Source organism: Pseudomonas sp. GW821-FHT09E12 (assembly GCF_059416085.1).
In genome coordinates this window covers 73,924-89,716 of record NZ_JBWKOM010000009.1, presented here as the reverse complement: position 1 = coordinate 89,716, position 15,793 = coordinate 73,924, and the positions used below count along the sequence as shown (strand labels likewise).

The 15,793-nt window shown below is 63.7% G+C and carries 17 protein-coding genes; 5 read left to right on the top strand and 12 right to left on the bottom strand.

Annotation, left to right across the window (positions count from 1 at the left end):
* Nucleotides 1-8 precede the first annotated feature (8 nt).
* The 6 genes from rodA to AC07PQ_RS24485 are packed head-to-tail and all read right to left on the bottom strand — an operon-like array spanning nt 9 to nt 5,921.
* Nucleotides 9-1,112, bottom strand: coding sequence for a rod shape-determining protein RodA (gene rodA, locus AC07PQ_RS24510; protein ID WP_051003959.1), 1,104 nt, complete (start codon nt 1,110-1,112; stop codon nt 9-11).
* Between the two features lie 31 nt (nt 1,113-1,143).
* Complete coding sequence (mrdA, locus tag AC07PQ_RS24505) at nt 1,144-3,039, bottom strand: penicillin-binding protein 2 (RefSeq protein ID WP_007927109.1); 1,896 nt, start codon at nt 3,037-3,039, stop codon at nt 1,144-1,146.
* A gap of 12 nt (nt 3,040-3,051) precedes the next feature.
* Complete coding sequence (gene rlmH / locus AC07PQ_RS24500; RefSeq protein ID WP_493186569.1) at nt 3,052-3,519, bottom strand: 23S rRNA (pseudouridine(1915)-N(3))-methyltransferase RlmH; 468 nt, start codon at nt 3,517-3,519, stop codon at nt 3,052-3,054.
* A gap of 9 nt (nt 3,520-3,528) precedes the next feature.
* Nucleotides 3,529-3,951, bottom strand: coding sequence for a ribosome silencing factor (rsfS, locus tag AC07PQ_RS24495; RefSeq protein ID WP_007927111.1), 423 nt, complete (start codon nt 3,949-3,951; stop codon nt 3,529-3,531).
* A 60-nt stretch (nt 3,952-4,011) separates the two neighbouring features.
* Nucleotides 4,012-4,656, bottom strand: coding sequence for a nicotinate-nucleotide adenylyltransferase (gene nadD, locus AC07PQ_RS24490; RefSeq protein ID WP_007927112.1), 645 nt, complete (start codon nt 4,654-4,656; stop codon nt 4,012-4,014).
* Nucleotides 4,656-5,921 carry a glutamate-5-semialdehyde dehydrogenase gene (locus tag AC07PQ_RS24485; protein ID WP_007927113.1) on the bottom strand — a complete coding sequence of 422 codons (1,266 nt, stop codon included), beginning with the start codon at nt 5,919-5,921 and terminating at the stop codon, nt 4,656-4,658. Before AC07PQ_RS24485 ends, nadD begins: the two co-directional genes overlap by 1 nt.
* Before the next feature lie 176 nt (nt 5,922-6,097).
* Between AC07PQ_RS24485 and AC07PQ_RS24480 the strand changes: the two genes are divergently transcribed.
* Together AC07PQ_RS24480 and AC07PQ_RS24475 are read left to right on the top strand one after the other, a co-directional pair.
* On the top strand, nt 6,098-6,784 hold the full coding sequence (locus AC07PQ_RS24480) for a DNA-3-methyladenine glycosylase (RefSeq protein ID WP_007927114.1): 687 nt from the start codon (nt 6,098-6,100) through the stop codon (nt 6,782-6,784).
* A 95-nt stretch (nt 6,785-6,879) separates the two neighbouring features.
* The gene (locus tag AC07PQ_RS24475; RefSeq protein ID WP_007927115.1) at nt 6,880-8,196 is read left to right on the top strand and encodes a bifunctional DedA family/phosphatase PAP2 family protein; all 1,317 of its coding nucleotides are present in this window, start codon (nt 6,880-6,882) and stop codon (nt 8,194-8,196) included.
* 133 nt (nt 8,197-8,329) lie between these two features.
* Here the strand turns inward: AC07PQ_RS24475 and AC07PQ_RS24470 are convergent, their stop codons facing one another.
* From AC07PQ_RS24470 to AC07PQ_RS24460, 3 genes are read right to left on the bottom strand one after another with little or no spacing between them, the layout of a single operon-like run.
* On the bottom strand, nt 8,330-8,920 hold the full coding sequence (locus AC07PQ_RS24470) for an LON peptidase substrate-binding domain-containing protein (RefSeq protein ID WP_007927116.1): 591 nt from the start codon (nt 8,918-8,920) through the stop codon (nt 8,330-8,332).
* Between the two features lie 10 nt (nt 8,921-8,930).
* Nucleotides 8,931-9,647: an LrgB family protein gene (locus AC07PQ_RS24465; RefSeq protein ID WP_493186570.1), complete on the bottom strand. Its 717-nt coding sequence runs from the start codon at nt 9,645-9,647 to the stop codon at nt 8,931-8,933.
* Nucleotides 9,644-10,006, bottom strand: coding sequence for a CidA/LrgA family protein (locus AC07PQ_RS24460; RefSeq protein WP_009045794.1), 363 nt, complete (start codon nt 10,004-10,006; stop codon nt 9,644-9,646). Before AC07PQ_RS24460 ends, AC07PQ_RS24465 begins: the two co-directional genes overlap by 4 nt.
* A 183-nt stretch (nt 10,007-10,189) precedes the next feature.
* Here AC07PQ_RS24460 and AC07PQ_RS24455 point away from each other — a divergent pair, with 183 nt between their 5' ends.
* The 3 genes from AC07PQ_RS24455 (at nt 10,190) to AC07PQ_RS24445 (ending at nt 13,137) form a co-directional block, all read left to right on the top strand.
* On the top strand, nt 10,190-10,645 hold the full coding sequence (locus AC07PQ_RS24455) for a MaoC family dehydratase (protein ID WP_007927121.1): 456 nt from the start codon (nt 10,190-10,192) through the stop codon (nt 10,643-10,645).
* A gap of 103 nt (nt 10,646-10,748) precedes the next feature.
* On the top strand, nt 10,749-12,467 hold the full coding sequence (locus AC07PQ_RS24450; protein ID WP_007927122.1) for a C13 family peptidase: 1,719 nt from the start codon (nt 10,749-10,751) through the stop codon (nt 12,465-12,467).
* A gap of 28 nt (nt 12,468-12,495) precedes the next feature.
* Nucleotides 12,496-13,137, top strand: coding sequence for an oxidoreductase (locus AC07PQ_RS24445; RefSeq protein WP_007927124.1), 642 nt, complete (start codon nt 12,496-12,498; stop codon nt 13,135-13,137).
* A 154-nt stretch (nt 13,138-13,291) separates the two neighbouring features.
* Here AC07PQ_RS24445 and AC07PQ_RS24440 read toward each other — a convergent pair whose 3' ends face one another.
* The 3 genes from AC07PQ_RS24440 to mpl are packed head-to-tail and all read right to left on the bottom strand — an operon-like array spanning nt 13,292 to nt 15,550.
* On the bottom strand, nt 13,292-13,579 hold the full coding sequence (locus AC07PQ_RS24440; protein ID WP_009051050.1) for a YceK/YidQ family lipoprotein: 288 nt from the start codon (nt 13,577-13,579) through the stop codon (nt 13,292-13,294).
* A complete protein-coding gene (gene ubiX, locus AC07PQ_RS24435) occupies nt 13,572-14,204 on the bottom strand; it encodes a flavin prenyltransferase UbiX (protein WP_493186571.1) in 633 nt (210 codons plus the stop codon). The genes AC07PQ_RS24440 and ubiX overlap by 8 nt, the downstream gene beginning before the upstream one ends.
* Nucleotides 14,201-15,550, bottom strand: a complete 1,350-nt coding sequence (gene mpl, locus AC07PQ_RS24430) for a UDP-N-acetylmuramate:L-alanyl-gamma-D-glutamyl-meso-diaminopimelate ligase (RefSeq protein WP_009045799.1) — start codon at nt 15,548-15,550, stop codon at nt 14,201-14,203. Before mpl ends, ubiX begins: the two co-directional genes overlap by 4 nt.
* Nucleotides 15,551-15,793: the final 243 nt, after the last annotated feature.

The following is a 15,793-nucleotide window of genomic DNA, read 5'->3' as shown; positions in this document are numbered from 1 at the left end:
CACCTTATTCAAACCTGCGCGATCCACTTACGATGGGTATGGATCGACATCAAAACCCCAAACGCTGACAGCAGCGTCACCAGCGAAGTTCCTCCGTAGCTAATGAACGGCAACGGCACCCCCACGACCGGCAACAGGCCACTGACCATACCGATGTTGACGAAAACGTAAACAAAAAACGTCATGGTCAGGGCGCCGGCGAGCAATTTGCCGAACAGCGTCTGCGCCTGGGCGGTGATCACCAGCCCACGACCTATCAGCAGCAGATAGATCAGCAGCAGGGCGCAAATGCCCACCAGGCCGAACTCTTCGCCCATGACCGCGATAATAAAGTCGGTGTGGCTCTCGGGCAAAAAGTCCAGGTGGGACTGAGTGCCGAGCAGCCAGCCCTTGCCGAAGACGCCGCCGGAGCCGATGGCCGCCTTGGACTGAATGATGTTCCAGCCAGTGCCCAATGGATCGCTTTCCGGGTCGAGGAAGGTCAGGATCCGTTGCTTCTGGTAGTCGTGCATGATGAAGAACCACATGGCGATCGCCACCGGTACCGCGGCAGCCAGCACGCTGAGAATCCAGCGCCAGCGCAGCCCGCCCATGAACAGCACGAAGGCGCCACCGGCGAGAATCAGCAGCGAGGTCCCGAGGTCCGGCTGGCGCACGATCAGAATGAACGGAATACCGATCAGGACCAGGCTGATGCCCACATGCTTGAGCTGCGGCGGCAAGGTGCGCTTGGCCAGGTACCAGGCGATGGTCGCCGGCATGATGATCTTCATGAATTCCGAGGGCTGGAAGCGAATCACCCCGGGGATGTTGATCCAGCGGGTGGCGCCCATGGCGTTGTGGCCCATGACATCCACCACCACCAGCAGTATCACGCCGAACACATAGGCCAGCGGCACCCAGCGCGCCATGAATCGGGGCTCGAGCTGGGCAATGACGATCATCGACACCAGGCCGATGCCGAACGAGGTCGCCTGCTTGCCCAGCAGGTCCCAGCTCTTGCCGCTGGCCGAATACAGGACGAACAGGCTGCCGGCCGCCAGGGTCAGCAGCAGGATCAGCAATGGGCCGTCGATGTGCATGCGCTGCAGCAACGTCGCCCGGCGACGCATCACATCCTCGCTGGACAGGATGCGATCGAAATTACTCTTCACGGGCCGTAGCCTCCGCACTGATAGGGCCGGCAAACTCAGGCTTGAGCAGGCCATCCGGGCCGAGGAGCCAGGCGTCCATCACCTGGCGCACCACCGGGGCCGCCACGCCGGAACCGGACTCGCCGTTCTCGACCATGACCGAGACCACGATTTTCGGGTTTTCCGCCGGCGCAAAACCGACGAACAGGGCGTGGTCGCGATGGCGTTCCTGGACCTTGGAGCGGTCGTACTTCTCGCCCTGCTTGATCGCGACCACCTGGGCCGTACCACTCTTGCCGGCGATCCGGTATTGCGAGCCGATGGCTGCCTTGCGCGCCGTACCGCGGGCGCCGTGCATCACCTGCTGCATGCCGTGATTGACCTTTGTCCAGTCCGACGGATCGCGCAGGATGATGTCCGGCATCGGGTTTTCGTCCACCGGCTTTTCGCCCTCGATGGTCTTGGCCAGGTGCGGACGGTTCCATTTACCCTTGTTCGCCACCAGCGCCGTGGCCTGGGCCAGCTGCAACGGGGTGGACTGCATGTAACCCTGGCCGATCCCGAGAATCAGCGTCTCGCCCGGGAACCAGGCCTGGCGACGGGTGGCACGCTTCCATTCCCGCGACGGCATCAGGCCCGGCGACTCCTCGAACATGTCCAGCGAGACCTTCTGGCCGATCCCGAACTTGTTCATGTAGGCCGACAACCGATCGATCCCCAGTTTGTGGGCCAGGTCATAGAAGTAGGTGTCGTTGGACCGCATGATCGCGGTGTCGAGGTCGACGTAACCGTCACCGCTGCGGTTCCAGTTACGGTACTTGTGATCGTAGTTGGGCAGTTGGTAGTAGCCCGGGTCATAGACCCGTGTGGAGGCCGTCACCACCCCGGAATCAAGACCGGCGATCGCCACCGCCGGCTTGATGGTCGAGCCCGGCGGATACAGACCGCGCAGCACCCGGTTGAACAGTGGACGGTCAATGGAATCGCGCAGCTCGGCATAGGCCTTGAAGCTGATACCGGTGACGAACAGGTTCGGGTCGAAGCTCGGCTGGCTGACCATGGCCAGCACTTCTCCGGTGCGAGGGTCCAGCGCGACCACCGCGCCGCGCCGGCCACCCAATGCCGCCTCCGCGGCTTCCTGCAGCTTGATGTCCAGGCTCAGGACAATGTCCTTGCCGGGAATCGGGTCGGTACGCTTGAGCACTCGCAACACGCGGCCGCGAGCGTTGGTCTCGACCTCTTCGTAACCCACCTGGCCGTGCAGCTCGGGCTCGTAGAAGCGCTCGATACCGGTCTTGCCGATGTGGTGGGTGCCGCTGTAGTTCACCGGGTCCAGGGTCTTCAGCTCTTTCTCGTTGATCCGCCCCATGTAGCCCACCGAGTGCGCGAAGTGCGCGCCCTGGGGGTAATGACGGACCAACTGCGCCACCACTTCCACCCCAGGCAGGCGGAACTGGTTGACCGCGATCCGGGCGATCTGCTCTTCGTTGAGCTCGAACAGGATCGGCACCGGCTCGAACGGCCGACGCCCCTGTTTCATGCGTTTTTCGAACAGGACCCGGTCTTCCGGCGTCAGCTCCAGCACCTCGACAATGACATCGAGCACCTGGCGCCAGTCACCGGAACGCTCGCGGGTCATGCTCAGGCTGAAGCTCGGCCGGTTGTCGGCCACCACCACGCCATTACGGTCGAAGATCAGGCCGCGGGTCGGCGGAATCGGCTGGACATGAACCCGGTTGTTTTCCGACAGGGTCGAGTGATAGTCGTACTGGATCACCTGCAGGTAATACAGCCGCGCGATCAGCACCCCGATCAGGCAGACCACGGCAATAGCCCCGAACACGACCCGGCCACGCACCAGACGGGCGTCTTTTTCGTGGTCCTTGATACGGATCGGCTGGGACATTAGGGGCGCGGACTATTTGTGATAAGGGTGCCCGGACAGGGCTGTCCAGGCGCGATACAGCTGTTCACCGATCAGGATCCGTACCAGCGGGTGCGGCAAGGTCAGCGGCGACAGCGACCAGCGCTGATCCGCCCGCGCGCAGACTTCCGGCGCCAGCCCCTCGGGGCCGCCGACCATGAAATTCACGGTACGCGAGTCGAGGCGCCAGCGATCCAGCTCCACCGCCAGTTGCTCGGTGCTCCAGGGCTTGCCGTGGACCTCGAGGGTGACGATCCGCTCGTTCGGGCCGACCTTGGCCAGCATGGCTTCGCCCTCCTGACGGATGAAACGGGCCACATCGGCGTTCTTGCCACGGGTATTGAGCGGTATTTCCACCAGTTCCAGCGCCAGCTCGGATGGCAGACGCTTGGCATACTCGTGCCAACCCTCTTCCACCCACTTGGGCATGCGTGAACCGACAGCGATCAGACGCAGGCGCACAGCCGTCCCTTATTGCTGGTCTTTGTTGAGCTTGGTGAAGTGCTCATGGGTGTGCTCCGGGCTGTGGTGCTTGCCATCGGCCGCACGGCTCTGCTCGGCGCCCTGCCACAGACGCTCCAGGTCGTAGAACTGGCGCGCGGAGGCGGTCATCATGTGCACGATCACGTCGTCCAGGTCCAGCAGCACCCAGTCGCTGTCGCCCTTGCCTTCCTCACCCAGCGGCTTGACGCCCTGGGCCTTGACCATCTCGCGGACCTTTTCCAGCATCGCGCCGATCTGGCGGTTGGAAGTACCGGTGGCGATGATCATGTAGTCGGTGATGCTCTGCTTTTCGCGAACATCGATCACCAGGACGTCCTGGGCCTTGACGTCTTCCAGCGCGGCGACTGCCACCTTGACCAGATCTTCGCCTTTCATTACTTGGTTAGTCATATAAAACTCGTTCAGCTCGTATGTGTGGCGCGTTGCACGGCATCAGCCGGCAGCGCGCCTTCAGTTCGGCCCACGGTAAAGACCGTGGGCATCGATATAGGCCAGGACCGCATCAGGCACCAGGAAACGTACCGACTTACCGCTGGCCAGCAGTTGACGGATCTGGGTGGCGGACACCGCGAGCGGTGTCTGCCAGACGAATGCAATGTGTCCTCCGGGCCCTTGCAGGGCCAGGGGATCGCTCACCGAGCGCGCCGCCAGCAGGTTGCGCAATGCATCCGGCGGCTCGCTGTCGGCATCCGGGCGTTGCAGCACCAGGATGTGGCAATGCTGGAGCAACTCTTCCCAGCGATGCCAGGTAGGCAGGCCGCAAAAAGCGTCCCAGCCCAGCAACAGGAACAACTGGTCATCCGCGGCCATCTCGGCCCGCATCTGTTCCAGGGTGTCTAGGGTGTAGGACGGTTTGTCCCGTTTCAGCTCACGATCGTCCACCACCAGGGGTGAAACGCCCGCCACCGCACACTCGACCATCGCCAGACGGTCCAGCGCCGACACCTGCGGTGCATCGCGATGCGGCGGCCGCGCGCTGGGGGTCAGGCGCAGCTCATCGAGCCCCAGCGAATCGGCCACCTCCAGCGCACTGCGCAGGTGACCGATGTGCACGGGGTCGAAGGTACCGCCCAGCAGACCGATACGTTTGCTCATCAAGTGCGCACATGGCCGTCGCCGAAGACGACATATTTCTCGCTGGTCAGCCCTTCCAGGCCGACCGGGCCACGGGCGTGCAGCTTGTCGGTGGAAATACCGATCTCCGCGCCCAGGCCATATTCGAAACCGTCGGCAAACCGGGTCGAGGCATTGACCATCACCGAGCTGGAGTCCACCTCGTTGAGGAAACGCCGGGCGTCGGTGAAGTTCTCGGTGACGATGGCGTCGGTGTGGTGCGAACCGTAGGTGTTGATGTGCTCGATGGCCGCGTCCAGGCTGTCGACCACCAGGATCGACAGGATCGGCGCGGTGTATTCGGTGCGCCAGTCTTCTTCGGTGGCCTCGATCACATCGTCGCCCAGCAAGGCACGGGTACGCGGGCAACCGCGCAGCTCGACCTGCTTGTCGCGATAGATCGCCGCCAGCGGCGGCAGTACGCGCTCGGCAATACCGGCGTGGACCAGCAGGGTCTCCATGGTGTTGCAGGGTGCGTAGCGCTGGGTCTTGGCGTTGTCGGCGATACGAATCGCCTTGTCCAGGTCGGCCGCCACGTCGATGAACACATGGCAGACGCCGTCCAGGTGCTTGATCACCGGCACCTTGGCGTCGCGGCTGACCCGCTCGATCAGGCTCTTGCCGCCACGCGGCACGATCACGTCGACGAATTCGGGCATGGTGATCAGCGCGCCAACGGCCGCGCGGTCGGTGGTTTCCACCACCTGCACCACTTGCGCCGGCAGGCCGGCCACCGCCAGCCCTTGCTGGATGCAGGTGGCGATAGCACGGTTGGAATTGATCGCCTCGGAGCCGCCACGCAGGATGGTGGCGTTGCCGGACTTCAGGCACAGGCTGGCCGCATCGATGGTCACGTTGGGACGCGACTCGTAGATGATGCCGATCACGCCCAGGGGCACGCGCATCTTGCCGACCTGGATGCCCGAAGGCAGGTAGCGCATATCGCGGATTTCACCGATGGGGTCAGGCAGCTTGGCCACCTGACGCAGGCCTTCGATCATTTCGTCGATACGCACCGGAGTCAGCGCCAGACGATCGAGCAATGCAGGTTCCAGACCATTAGCCCGGCCGTTGGCCAGGTCCTGCTCATTGGCTGCGCTCAGCTCGGGGCGAGCAGCGTCCAATGCATCGGCAGCCGCCAGCAATGCGCGGTTTTTCTGCGCAGTGGTGGCACGGGCGATTACCCGAGAAGCCTCGCGGGCAGCGCGACCCAAACGGGTCATGTAGTCAAGAACGGACTCAGTCATGGTCTGCTGTGGTCTTGGCAAAGAGGAAAGCGGCTGATTATAGCTGTCGCGCCGGTCCACGGACAGCGGTCACGGGCGGATGGTCGAAATGGACGGCAAATACCTCTCGTTCAGCCTGAATTAAGCCTGGAATTGATATCATTCCGACCCAATTCCCGTCATCGCTCCTGGCTACCATGTCCATTCTGTCCACTCCGACGCTGCCCAAGGCCCTGCCCGACCGCTTTTTCGATCGAGACGCCCAGGTCCTGGCCCGTGAACTGCTCGGCAAAATCATCCGCCATCGGGTCGGCGATCTGTGGCTGTCGGCGCGCATTATCGAAACAGAAGCCTATTACTGCGAGGAAAAAGGCAGCCATGCCTCCCTCGGCTACACAGAAAAGCGTAAGGCTTTGTTTCTGGACGGTGGCCACATCTATATGTACTACGCCCGTGGCGGCGATTCGCTGAACTTCAGCGCCCAGGGCCCGGGCAACGCAGTGCTGATCAAGTCGGCCTACCCCTGGGTCGACGAAGTCTCCGGCCCCGCCAGCCTGGCGCAGATGCTCCTGAACAATCCCGATGCCAGCGGTCGGCCGCGCCCCTCGCAAAAGCTCTGCGCCGGCCAGACCCTGCTGTGCAAGGCGCTGGGCCTGAAAGTCCCGGTATGGGATGCCAAGCGCTTCGACCATGAAGTGCTGTTCGTCGAAGATGTCGGCACGCCCGTCGCCAGCATCATCCAGACCACTCGCCTGGGCATTCCCCACGGCCGCGACGAACACTTGATGTACCGCTTTGTCGATGCCGCCTACGCCCCCTACTGCACCCGGAACCCGCTACGTCGCGGGCAGGTCGAAGGTCGCGACTATTTACTGCTCGATTGATCCCTTTCGCAGGAGCCGGCGTGCCCTCGGACGACCTGATCGCGAGCAAGCCCGTTTCTACAGTTGAACCACCGAATAACCGGAGTTGAAAACCTATGGGCCAATGGCTCGATGGAATAACCGGCTGGCTGACGATGAACCCCCAATGGCTGGCGGCAGCCGTGTTCATCGTCGCCTGCGTCGAATGCCTGGCGATTGCCGGCCTGATCGTACCCGGCACCGTGCTGCTGTTCGCCATTGCCGTGATGGCCGGCAGCGGCGCACTGTCCCTGGGTGAAACCCTGGCGCTGGGGTTCTTTGGCGGTTTGCTTGGGGACGTGGTGTCTTATCTGCTGGGCCGGCGTTTTCACCAGAATATCCGCCGCCTGCCAGGCCTGCGCCATCACCCGGAATGGATCAACGGCGCCGAAGCCTATTTCCAGCGGTATGGCATCGCCAGCCTGTTGGTCGGGCGTTTTATCGGCCCCTTGCGGCCCATGCTGCCGATGGTCGCCGGGATGTTCGACATGTCGTTCCCGCGCTTTTTCGCCGTCAGCCTGCTGGCCGCGGCCGGTTGGACAGTCGCCTACCTGCTGCCGGGCTGGGCCACGGGCGCGGCGATCCGCCTGCCCTTGCCTGAAGGTTTCTGGCCGCAAGCGGGAATAGTCGCCGCCAGCATCGCCGTGCTGCTGGGCCTGAGCATCAACAGCACCGTGCGCCGCCATCGCAAGGCCAGCCCGCTGGTGGCCGGCCTCAGCCTGGCGATCCTGGCGGGGCTGTTCATCGGTTACCCCTACTTGAACCATTTCGACCAGGGCCTGATGGCGCTGGTCCAGGAGCACCGCAGCCCGGCGATGGACGAGGTGATGGTGGTGCTCACCCAGTTCGGCGAATTCCGCACCATGCTGTTCGCCAGCGCCCTGGTCACCCTGCTGTTGCTGGTTGCCCGACAATGGCGGCAGGCGATTTTCGCGGGCGCCACGCTGTTGTGTACCGCACTGGCCAACACCGGTACCAAGCTGTTCTTCGCCCGGGTACGCCCGGAAGTCCTGACCGACCCACTGACCAGCTACAGCATGCCCAGCGGCCACAGCTCCGGCTCGTTCGCCCTGTTCCTGACCCTGGCGGTGCTCGCCGGCCGCGGCCAGCCGCCGCGCATGCGCCTGACCTGGCTGCTGCTGGGCTGTCTGCCCGCGGCCGCGATTGCCGTGTCACGGATTTACCTGGGCGCGCATTGGCCCTCCGACATCCTTGCCGGCGCCATGCTTGCCGCCTGCGTGTGCGCCGCCAGCCTGTGGGTCGCCCAGCGCCAGACCCCGCTGGAACCCATGCCGGCCAAGATCTGGTGGCTGGTCTTGCCGGCGCTGATCGCGTTGTTCGGCTTCGAAGCAGTCAGGCATCTACCCCACGCCATGCTGCGTTATGCCTACTAGATAGAGCGAACGCCCCTGTAGCCGCCGCAGGCTGCGACAGACCGAAGGCCTTCAGCGGTTTCGGAATCTGCGCCCACTGTGTGGGCGATCGCAGCCTGCGGCAGCGGCTACAGGATCAGGATCAGGATCAGGATCAGGCGAACAGTTCGCCCTGCAACTCGTCCAGCAAGGCCTGGATCGCATCCAGGCGTTGCTGCGGATCGTCCAGTTGCAGCAGGTCGATCTTGTCCAGCTCGGAGAACGGCAACAGGTAGGCCAGCTGGTTGGCCAGCGACTGCTGGCCAGTGGCTTCGGTGCCCATGTTCAGGGCTTCGACCATCGGGTGTTCGGCCAGCGCCTTGAGCAAGGCGATCAGGTCCCCGTCTTCATCCTGCAGCGGCCGCTCCGGCGCCTCGTCCAGCCACTCGACTTCAGCCACCCGCAACTGATCGCGCTGCACTTCGCTGCTCAGCACCCGAAAACGCCGCCCGCCCTTGACCCGAATCCCCAGCAGGCCGTTGTCCTGCTGATGGAAGTCGGTGATCAGCGCTTCACAGCCCACCCGCGCAAAACCTTCCGGGGCGATGCCCACCTCTTCGCCTTCGAGGATGCACACCACGCCGAAGCCGCTGCCCTGTTTCATGCAGCGACCGATCATGTCCAGGTAGCGCGCCTCGAAAATCTGCAAGTCGAGAATGCAGTCGGGGAACAGCACCGTGTTCAGCGGGAAAAGCGCCAGGCTCATACAGGTTTCCTTAAACCACCAACGACACCGCCAACGGCAGGAAAACCGCCGTGGCCACACCCATCAGACTCATCGCCAGCGCCGCGAAAGCACCGCACTCTTCACTTTCCTGCAAGGCCACCGAAGTGCCCACCGCGTGAGCCGTCATGCCCAGCGCCATGCCCCGGGCTTCCGGGCTATGCACCTGCAGGCGGTTGAGGATGGCCGGACCGAAAATCGCCCCGATCACCCCGGTGATCAATACGAATACCGCGGCCAGCGCTGCGACACCGCCAATCTGTTCGGCCACCAGCATGGCGATCGGCGAGGTCACCGATTTCGGCGCCATGGTCATCAGGATCATGTTCTCGGCACCGAACCACCATCCCAGCAATACACCCAGGCCGGTGGCGACCACCCCTCCAATCACCAGCGTAGTAAATATCGGCCAGAACAACTGTCGAATCCGCCGCAGGTTGAGGTACAGCGGTACGGCCAGCGCCACCGTGGCCGGGCCCAGGAGAATACTGAGGATCTCCGTGCTCTTGCGGTACTCGGCGTAGCTCAGGCCACAGCTCAGCAGCACGCCGATCACCAGCAACATGGAGACCAGCACCGGTTGCAGAAAGATCCAGCGGGTTTTCTCGAAGGCCGCGAGCACCAGTTGATAGGCGCCCAGGGTAATGCCGATGCCGAATAATGGATGGTGGATCACCGACGCCCAGGCGCCCTGCCAATCGAACATCATTGGCCGCCCTCCCGATGTCCGTGGCGCTTGACCAGCCGCTGCATCAGCACGCCGACGAAGGCCATGGAGATCACCAGCGACAATACCAGCGCGCCGACTATCGCCCAGAAGTCCGCGGCGATATCCGCCGCGTACACCATCACCCCCACCGCGGGCGGCACCAGCAACAGCGGCAGGTAACGCAGGAGGCTGGAGGCGGCCAGGTTCAGCGGCTCGCCTACCTCGCCGCGCGCCACCAGGAAAATCAGCAGCAACAGCAGACCGACAATCGGCCCCGGCAGGATCGGCAGGAACAGATGGTTGATCGCCGTGCCGAGCAATTGAAACAGCACCAGCCATGTCAGACCGCGTAACAACATCTCTCATCCCCCCCCGAAAAAACGCCGGGCATTATAAGCACGCGAACGCTATGCACCGGCATTCGCCAAAAGCATGGAAGGTTGACCGGAGCAAACCCCCATGATGATCTACAGTGGGTGGTCAGGGGGTACGTCCCCCGCCCCTTTAGAACGATAAAACCGATGAACCCAAGGAGAGTCTCAATGCCGTATGTTCCTGTTGCAGAGCTCAAAGATTATGTCGGAAAGGAACTAGGACGTTCCGAATGGCTCACCATCGATCAGCAGCGTATCAACCTGTTCGCCGAAGCCACGGGTGACTTCCAGTTCATCCACGTCGACCCGGTGAAAGCCGCCCAGACGCCGTTCGGCGGCACCATCGCCCACGGTTTCCTGTCGCTGTCGCTGATCCCGAAACTGATGGAAGACATCCTGATCCTGCCCGTGGGGCTGAAGATGGCGGTCAACTACGGCCTGGACAGCGTGCGCTTCATCCAGCCGGTCAAGGTCGATTCCAGGGTCCGCCTCAAGGTCGACCTGGTGGACGTCACCGAGAAGAAACCCGGCCAATGGCTGCTCAAGGCCACCGCCACACTGGAAATCGAAGGCCAGGAAAAACCAGCCTACATTGCCGAGCCCTTGTCCCTCTGCTTTGTCTGAAACCTTCCTGATGCGAAACAGCTCACGCTGTTTCGCGCAGCCTCTCTATATATAAGCCTCGTTGCTACGGCATACTCGGTCCCCTAATTATCCGGATCCCGCTATGCACCCACTTGTACCCCTGGCTCTGACCCTGTTGCTCACCGCATGTGGAGACGGCGAATCGCTGCTGCCTCCCGACGCCCGTCTGCCAGACGGTGGCCGCTACCGCGGCGATGTGGTCAACGGGTTGCTGCAGGGACAAGGGCGCATCGACTACCCCAACGGCAGCTGGTATGCCGGCCAGTTCGACAGCGGCCAGTGGCACGGCCAGGGCGAATGGCACGGCAGCGACGGCGAGGTCTACCGCGGTCAATTCCAGCAGGGCCTGTTCCACGGCCAGGGCAGCCTGACCACCAAGGACAGCAGCTACACCGGCGGTTTCAAACTGGGCCGGCGCGACGGTGAAGGCACCCTCAAGGAACGCGGCATGACCTACCGCGGCGAATTCAAGTCCGACCTGTATTCCGGGCTCGGCCGTCTCGAACTGGAAGACGGCAGCCAGTACCAGGGCCAGTTCTCTCGTGGCAAACCCAACGGCGAAGGCCAGCGCAGCGATGCCAGCGGCAACCAGTTCAGCGGCCACTTCGTCGATGGCCAGCTGGAAGGTAACGGCACCTTCAGCAGCGCCGAGGGCGACCTCTACGTCGGCGGCTTCAAACAGAACCAGCTCAGCGGCAAGGGCCGCTACGAAAACGCCGACGGCGATGTCTGGATCGGCCAGTTCAAGGAGGGCGCCCTCAGTGGCAAGGGAGAGCTGATTGGCGTCGACGGCAGCCACTACATCGGCCGTTTCAGCGACTGGCGCTTCAGCGGCCAGGGCCGCCTGAACCTCAGCGACGGCAGCTTCTATATCGGCGGCTTCGAAGGCGACAACTACCAGGGCCACGGCGTGCTGGTGCTGCGCGATGGCTCCGTGCAAAGCGGCGACTGGATCAATGGCCTGCGGGTTCGCGATGCCGACGGCCGACTGTTGCCCGACCCACTGGAGACCGGCCTGCTGGCCCAGGGCCGCCTGCTCGACGACGCCCTCAGCGCGGTGCCGGCGTCGACCCCCGCCATCGAGCTCTACAGCCTGACGCTGGCCGGCGATGGCAAGCAAAGCGTGTTTCTGCGCGAGGCCGACTATGTCAGCAACATGCTCGCCACCCGCTTCGGCGCCTACGGGCAGATCCGCCTGGTCAACCACCGCGACCGCCTCGACAGCCGGCCCATGGCCACCCGGGAAAACCTGCGGCGCGCGGTACAGGTCCTGGCCGAACGCAGCGGCCCGGAAGACCTGTTGTTTCTCTACCTGACCAGCCACGGCACCAGCGAACACGAACTGGTGCTCGACCAGCCACGCCTGGAGCTGGCCGACCTGCCGGCCGACGAGTTGGCCGCGGTGCTGGCGCCACTGAAAAACCGCGACAAGATCATCGTGATCTCGGCCTGTTATTCCGGCGGGTTCATTCCCGCGCTCAAGGATGAGCGGACTCTGATCATGACCGCTTCGCAGGCCGACCGCGTATCGTTCGGCTGCTCGGAAGAAGCCGACTTCACCTACTTCGGCGACGCCCTGTTCGCCCAGGCGCTGAACCAGACCGACGACCTGGAACAGGCCTTCAAGCTGGCCAGGGCGACCGTGGCCGAACGTGAACTGGCGGACAACTTCGAAGCCTCCGAACCGCAGATCTGGGCGCCCAAGGGGGTCTTGGCGCACTGGCAGCATCTGCGCAAGCAACAAGCACGAAAGGCGCTGCAAAGCGCCGCCAATGACAGCAAGGAAGCAAAGAGCAACTAAGCTGGAACAGTATCAAGGGGGAAACATTATGTACTTGACGCCTCAGCATATCTTGCTCGCCGGCGCGACCGGCCTGACTGGCGAGCACTTGCTCGACCGCCTGCTCAACGAACCCACGGTAACCCGCGTACTGGCGCCCAGCCGGCGCCCCTTGAGCGAACATCCGCGCCTGGAAAACCCGGTCGGCGAGCCGGCGGTACTCCTGCCGCAGCTCAGCGGCCGGGTGGACCTGGCGTTCTGTTGCCTGGGCACCACTATCAAGAAAGCCGGCTCCGAACAGGCATTCCGCGCCGTCGACCTGGACCTGGTGGTGGCCTTCGGCAAACGCGCGCGGGAGATGGGTGCGCGGCACCTGGTGGTGATCAGCGCCCTGGGCGCGGACGCGAAATCCTCGATTTTCTACAACCGGGTCAAAGGCGAAATGGAACAGGCGCTGAAGGCCCAGGACTGGCCGCAACTGACTATTTGCCGGCCGTCGCTGCTGCTTGGCGAACGCATCGAACCGCGTCTCGCCGAACAGCTGGCCGGCCCGCTGTCCAAGCTGATTCCCGGCAAATACCACGGCATCGAAGCCTGCCATCTGGCCCGGGCCATGTGGCGCCTGGCGCTGGAAGAGCAGGATGGAGTGCGGATCGTCGAGTCCGACGAATTGCGCAAGCTGGGTAAATAAACGCCATGGATCGCGCCTGTAGCCGCTGCCGCAGGCTGCGATCGACTGCGCAGCAGGCGCAATCCTGACGACGCGATTTGCCGCACCGACGCGCAGCCCGCCTCTACGGCCGCTACGCGACCGATCGCCGCCTTCGGCAGCGGCTACAAGGTCGTTACAACCCGCCTGTAGCCTGGAAACCAACCCCCAATACCGTCAGCACCGACAGCGGCAACAGCAGCGTGTCGAGCAAGGCGCTGGCCGGCAGATCGACACCCGGATAGCTCGGCGCTTCGGCACCGAAGCGATCCATCGGGCAACAACCGCCCTGCATCACATACAGATCCAGGCGCGTCCCGGAATACACCACCGGTGCGCCCGGCTTGGCCGCGTTCAGCGTGCGTGCCGTGGCGCAGCCGCCCAGTTGCAGGGCGACCAGCAGGATCAGCAGCGACTTACTCATCGCTGCTCAGGTGATGCTCGCCCCACCGCGGCAGCATGTCTTGCGGGATGTTCAACAGGTTGAGAATCCGCGCCACGACAAAATCCACCAGGTCGTCGATGGTCTGCGGCTGGTGATAGAAACCCGGAGAAGCCGGCAGAATGGTCACGCCCATGTTCGACAGCTTGAGCATGTTTTCCAGGTGGATGCTCGAGTAAGGCGCCTCGCGCGGTACCAGGATCAACTGGCGGCGTTCCTTCAGGGTGACGTCCGCCGCCCGCTCGATCAAGTTGTTGCAGGCGCCCGTGGCGATGGCCGACAAGGTACCGGTGGAGCAAGGCACCACCACCATCGCCGCCGGCGAACCGGAGCCCGAGGCCACCGGCGACATCCAGTCTTCCTTGCCATACACGCGAATCTGCCCGGCTGCCGCACCGGTGTACTCGGTGAGGAAGGCCTGCATGGTCTGCGGCTTGGGTGGCAGGGTCACGTCGGTCTCGGTCGCCATCACCAACTGCGCGGCCTTGGAGATCAGGAAGTGCACTTCACGATCTTCGCGCACCAGGCAATCGAGCAGGCGCAGGCCGTACTGGGCGCCCGAGGCGCCGGTCATCGCCAGGGTGATGCGTTCCGGGCCGTTGTTCATCGCAGTGCCTCGGCCAGCTTGCCGTGCAGGCCGCCGAAGCCGCCGTTGCTCATGATCACCACGTGGGTGCCCGGCTTGGCCTGGCTCTTCACCCGCTCGATGATGCCTTCCAGGGAGTCGCTGACAATCGACGGCACGCTGCACAGCGCGGCGGTGGCGCCCAGGTCCCAGCCGAGATTGGCCGGCGCGTACCAGACCACCTGATCGGCCTGGTTGACGCTTTCCGGCAGCCCGTCACGGTGGGCGCCGAGCTTCATGGAGTTGGAGCGCGGCTCGATGATCGCGATCAATGGCGCATCGCCAATGCGCTTGCGCAGGCCATCCAGGGTGGTGGCGATGGCGGTCGGGTGGTGAGCGAAGTCGTCGTAGATGGTGATGCCATGGACTTCAGCCACCTTCTCCATCCGCCGCTTGACGCTCTTGAACGCGCTCAGCGCAGCGATACCCATGGCCGGCACCACACCGACATGGCGCGCCGCGGCCAGGGTGGCCAGGGCGTTGGCGACGTTGTGCTGGCCGGTCAGGTCCCACTCGACCACACCTTGGGCCTCGCCTTCGAACATCACTTCGAACTTCGAGCCGTCTTCGCTGAGCAGCTTGACCTGCCATTGGCCGCCCGCGCCGGTGGTTTGCACCGGGGTCCAGCAGCCCATGTCGATCACCCGTTGCAGGGCCGGCTCGGTGGTCGGGTGGATGACCAGGCCTTCGCTCGGGATGGTCCGCACCAAGTGGTGGAACTGCCGCTCGATCGCCGGCAGATCGGGAAAGATGTCCGCGTGATCGAACTCGAGATTGTTCAGGATCGCCGTGCGCGGACGGTAGTGCACGAACTTCGAGCGCTTGTCGAAGAAGGCGCTGTCGTATTCATCGGCCTCGATCACGAAGAACGGTGTGCCGCCCAGGCGGGCCGACACCGAGAAATTCTGCGGCACGCCACCGATCAGGAAGCCCGGGCTCATGCCCGCATGCTCCAGCACCCAGGCCAGCATGCTGCTGGTGGTGGTCTTGCCGTGCGTGCCGGCCACCGCCAGCACCCAACGGCCTTGCAGCACATGGTCGGCCAGCCATTGCGGGCCGGAAACATAGGGCAGGCCCTTGTTCAGCACATATTCCACTGCCGGGTTGCCGCGGGACATGGCATTGCCGATCACCACCAGGTCCGGTGCCGGGTCAAGCTGGGCCGGGTCGTAGCCCTGGGTCAACTCGATGCCCTGGGCTTCGAGCTGGGTGCTCATCGGCGGGTAGACGTTGGCATCGGAGCCGGTGACATGATGGCCCAGCTCTTTGGCCAGAACCGCCATCGAGCCCATGAAGGTGCCGCAAATACCGAGAATATGAATGTGCATAGAAGGCCTCGTAAAACATCGAGGCAGGTTAGCGTAGAGGGCTGCAAATCGCACTCTTTAGCTGATGGGGGAACACGCGGTTGTCGTTGCCGGAGGCTGTGACGAGTTCTGTGGGGCTTTTGACGGGGAATCGCTCGAACGCGGCTGGAGCCTTGGACCGCGGTTACCGATGTATCGGCGGCTGCGCCGCCTATCGCGAGCAAGCTTCGCTCCTACAGAGGAATGCGCATTTTCTGTAGGAGC